Origin of the sequence: Rhodoferax sp., assembly GCF_037143375.1 — a bacterium.
Lineage (GTDB): Bacteria > Pseudomonadota > Gammaproteobacteria > Burkholderiales > Burkholderiaceae_C > Rhodoferax.
The window spans coordinates 1-4,047 of record NZ_JBAWYV010000218.1 but is presented as its reverse complement, the minus strand read 5'-3'; the positions used below and the strand labels follow the sequence as shown (position 1 = coordinate 4,047).

At 64.1% G+C, this 4,047-nt stretch carries 4 protein-coding genes and 1 pseudogene; 4 read left to right on the top strand and 1 reads right to left on the bottom strand.

The window, feature by feature from the left end:
• On the bottom strand, positions 1-1,309 hold a 1,309-nt coding region (gene dacB / locus WCG50_RS17910), incomplete at its 3' end, for a D-alanyl-D-alanine carboxypeptidase/D-alanyl-D-alanine-endopeptidase (RefSeq protein WP_336900956.1).
• 76 nt (positions 1,310-1,385) lie between these two features.
• Between dacB and WCG50_RS17905 the strand changes: the two genes are divergently transcribed.
• From WCG50_RS17905 to WCG50_RS17890, 4 genes and pseudogenes are all read left to right on the top strand, one after another.
• Positions 1,386-2,417 carry a DMT family transporter gene (locus WCG50_RS17905; RefSeq protein WP_336900953.1) on the top strand — a complete coding sequence of 344 codons (1,032 nt, stop codon included), beginning with the start codon at positions 1,386-1,388 and terminating at the stop codon, positions 2,415-2,417.
• 31 nt (positions 2,418-2,448) lie between these two features.
• Positions 2,449-3,156 carry a tRNA (adenosine(37)-N6)-threonylcarbamoyltransferase complex dimerization subunit type 1 TsaB gene (tsaB, locus tag WCG50_RS17900; RefSeq protein ID WP_336900955.1) on the top strand — a complete coding sequence of 236 codons (708 nt, stop codon included), beginning with the start codon at positions 2,449-2,451 and terminating at the stop codon, positions 3,154-3,156.
• Between the two features lie 50 nt (positions 3,157-3,206).
• Positions 3,207-3,671 (top strand): ribosomal protein S18-alanine N-acetyltransferase, encoded by a 465-nt coding sequence (rimI, locus tag WCG50_RS17895; protein ID WP_336900954.1) that lies wholly within the window; start codon positions 3,207-3,209, stop codon positions 3,669-3,671.
• Positions 3,672-3,689: 18 nt separating this feature from the next.
• Positions 3,690-4,047, top strand: a pseudogene (locus WCG50_RS17890) (hypothetical protein); the annotation flags it as partial.

Below are 4,047 nucleotides of genomic sequence, written 5' to 3'. Positions count from 1 at the left end.
TTTTCAGGTGGGCGCTGCCTTGGGCCTTGGCGCGGCTGCGTTTCAGGGTGCCATCAACGCCCGCAATTGGCAAAGACGACATCAGCTCGGGCATCAGCGGCGAGCGGTAGGCGCTTTGTAGCAGGCGCGCCAGTGCCAGGGCGCTGATGCGGTCGGTGCGCGACAGGCCCGAGCCGTTTTCAATGGTGGGCGCGTCATCGCTGCCAAGGCGCTCTTTCCACCAGCGGCGCACCACGTCTTGCGAGGCGACACGGCTGGCGGCGGGCAGGCTCAGCGTCAAAAACACCTGCTGCGCCATGACGTTGTTGCTGTATTTGTTGATGTCGCGAATGACCTCGGCCAGCGTCGGCGAGCTCAGCTCAAACACCGGCTCCAGCACCAGTTTGCCGGTCGCTCCCACCACGCTGGGCACAACGCCGGCGTGCACTGTGCCGCCAAGCGCGCCGCCCATCTCGCGCCACAGCCCTTCGATGGCGCGCACGTTGTAGCTTTGGGGGTCGGCATAGGCCACCGGCCAGACTTTTTCGCCACATTGGGCCGGGTAAGCGCCTGTAAACCGGATGCGCAACGGGTCCGAAAAATCGGCTTTCAGGGTTGCGCGGTAGTCGCCACAGTCGGGCGCAGCGCTAGTAGCTGCGTTCGTTCCATTCACGCCATTCGCGCCGTTGGTCAGCGGCACACTGGTCTGCAGTTGCACCCCGGCCAGCGGCGGCTCAAACTGCACGCTGGCCCGGTGGGCGGTGCGGTCGGGCACGAAAGTCATGACGACCGATTTGAAGTTAAGCAGCAGCGCTTCGGGCGTGGCGTTGTAGGGGCGCAGCGGTTCGCCGTCGAAGCTGCCGGGGTCGGCGGCGACGGACTCAAAGGCGCTGCCGTCGAGCACGATGTCGCCGGCAATGGTCTTGATGCCCAGACCCTGCACCCGGCGCAGCAGCAACCAGAGCCGCTCGGCCACCAGCTTGGGGTCGCCCTGGCCCTTGATGTACAAGTTGCCAAACAAGGTGCCGTCGCGCACTGCGCCTTCGATATACACCGGCGTGCGCCAGGTGTAGGCCGGGCCCAGCAAGTCGAGCGCCGCGTAAGTGGTCACCAACTTCATGACCGAGGCCGGGTTAACGGGGACCGTGGCACGGTGGCTCAGGCGCGGTGGCAGTTTGCCCTCGGCGTCCACCACGAGCAGGCTCACAGCGTCTTGCGGCACTTTGGCGCGGGCCAGCGCGGTGGCGAATTCTGGCGGCAGGGCTTGGGCCAGCGTCAGCGTACCGACCAAGGTTAAAAGCGCGCCCAGCAGGATTTTTTGAAGCAACATCAGCAGATTATCCGGCCAGCATCGCGCCACAAGCCCTTGGCGTGCAGGCGGAAAAGGCGCCACCGATAATCGAGCCATGCATTCTTCCACCAGCCATTCCTCCAGCGGGTTTTCGCCGCGCACGATTGGCCTCGCTGCGGCCGTCATCACGGTCATCATCTGGACCTCGTTCATCATCATCGCGCGCGCCTCGGCAGACCCATCGCGTGGCGGCACCTTGACGCCGTTTGACATTGCGTTTTGCCGCATCGTCGGCGCCAGCCTGATTTTGCTGCCGTGGGGCGCCTGGCTGGTCTACCGCGACCGCGACCGCGGCGTCGGGCAGTCCGCCTTGTTCGGCATTTCACCGCTGTCGCTCAAGGTCACGGCCTCGGTCGGCTTGTTTGGTGGTTTGCTCTACGCGCTGCTGGTCTACAACGGTTTTACGTTTGCCCCGGCGGTGCATGCCTCGGTGCTGATGCCGGGCAGCTTGCCGCTGTGGACGGCGCTGCTGGCGGTGCTGGTGCTGCATGACCGCATCACGCCCTTGCGGGCGTTGGGTTTGGGCTTGATCGTGCTGGGCGACCTGATGGTGGGCGGTGCCAGTTTGCTGCACGCATTTGATGGCGGTTCGGTCTGGAAGGGCGATGTGTTGTTCATGTTGGCGGCAATGTGCTGGGCCACTTACAGCGTGCTGGCGCGCCGCCATGCGCTGGACGCGGTGCGCGCCACCATTGCCATCACCGCTTTCGCGTTTTCGATTTACGTGCCGGTGTACGCCGCGCTGGTGCTCAGTGGGGCGGTGCCGGGCCATGTTTTTACGGCGCCTTTCAAAGAGGTGCTGTTCCATGCCGTGTTTCAGGGCTGGGGCTCGGTGGTGATCTCCGGCATCACCTTCACCAAAATGATCCAGCACTTTGGCCCGGTGCGCTCGACCATGATCACGGCGCTGGTGCCGGGCTTGTCGGCCTTGGGTGCGGTGGTGTTTTTGGGCGAACCCCTGTACTGGAATCTGGCCGCCGGGCTGGCGCTGGTGACGATGGGGATTTTGTTTGGAGTGCGTGCAGCGCTGCCGGTTGATATTAAAGCTGTAGCTGCTAGCGCAGGTACGGCGGGGGCTAGAGGCTAATTTGATGAGTATTGAAGCACACATGAAGAGTCTGAATCTGCTCGCCTTTGACACCAGCACCGATGCCATGTCCATCGCCGTGCAGCGCGGGCAGGACGGTTCCTCGCAGGTCTGGCACCACAGCGGCCCCGGCGGCGCGCAAACCTCGGCCCATCTGATTCCGGCGATTCAGGACTTGATGCATCAGGCGGGTTTGACGTTTGCTCAGCTTGACGCCATCGCTTTTGGCTGCGGCCCGGGGTCGTTCACCGGTTTGCGCACTGCCTGCTCGGTGGCGCAGGGCTTGGCGTTTGGCGCCAAGGTGCCGGTGTTGCCGATCGACACCTTGCTGTGCGTGGCCGAAGAAGCGCGGTTTCAGCACGCGACTGATCTGGAGAACTCCGCCGTGCTTGCGCTGCTGGACGCCCGGATGGACGAGTTGTATGCCAGTCACTACGAATTCAATAGCGGGCAGTGGAGGCAAATCGGGGGCTACAGCCTGATTCGGCCTGAAGACCTGGCCTGTGAACCCAACAGCACGCTGGCCGGCAATGTGTTTGCCGCCTATGGCGAGCGCTTGCCCGCAGCGCTGACCCAGCGGGTCGACGCCCTGCCCAGCGCGGCCGCCCTGTTGCGCCTCGCCCCCGCCTTGCTGGCCGCGGGCGCAGCCGTGCCGGCCGACCAGGCCTTGCCGATCTACATCCGCGACAAAGTGGCCAAAACCACGGCTGAGCGTGCGGCCGAAAAGGCGGCTTTGTGACCACCAACGCTAACCCTCACCCCGGCCCTCTCCCAGAGGGAGAGAACAGCCTGGCGGGCGTTTCAGGTGTCGAGGCCCGGTTCGAGCGCCTGACCGCCGAGCATCTGGAGGCCGTGGTCAACGTGGAACAGCAGGCGTATGCCCATGCCTGGACGCGCAGCCATTTTCAAGATGCCCTCAACTCGGGCAATGAAGCCCAGATGTTGCTCGCTGGTGACACCTTGCTGGGTTACTTTGTCGCCATGAAGGGCTTTGAAGAGGTGCATTTGCTCAACATCACCGTAGCGCCCACCTACCAGCGTCAGGGTTGGGCCCACGTCATGCTCGATGCGCTCGCCATTTGGGCCCGGGGTCAGGGCGCTGAATGGCTGTGGCTGGAGGTTCGGTCTGGCAATGCGCGGGCCACGAAGGTGTATGAAAGCCAGGGCTACCGCCGCATGGGCCTGCGCAAAAATTATTACCCCAGCGCCCACGGCCAGCGCGAAGACGCGGTGGTGATGAGCCTGCGCCTCTGAGTGGGCGAGAATGCACGCATGAGTCTTGACCTCGACACCCGACAGCGCGCCATGTTGCAAGAGATGGGTGTGCACGTCTGGTTACCGCCAACCGAGATTGAAGCGCCGGAAGTGGTGACGCCGCCGGTGGCCGTGGCGGCAGCGGCACCCACTGCGCCACGCAGTCAGCCCCAAGTACCTCGCACCGTCGAACCGGTGATGGATGCGCTTGCTATTGAAGCTATAGCTATCAGCGCAGTGAACACAAGGGCTACAGCCCCAAAAGCCCCAAGGATTCAAGCCGTTGCTGTGGCCGCCGGCACGCCCGCTGTGCTGGCCGAAGGCATTGCCGCCATGGACTGGGCCGCGCTGACCGACACGGTGACCAACTGCCAAG

What these genes read in the sequence shown, in the direction of transcription:
- WCG50_RS17905 (WP_336900953.1), top strand. Translation starts at nt 1,386, where the DNA reads ATGCATTCTTCCACCAGCCATTCCTCCAGCGGGTTTTCGCCGCGCACG.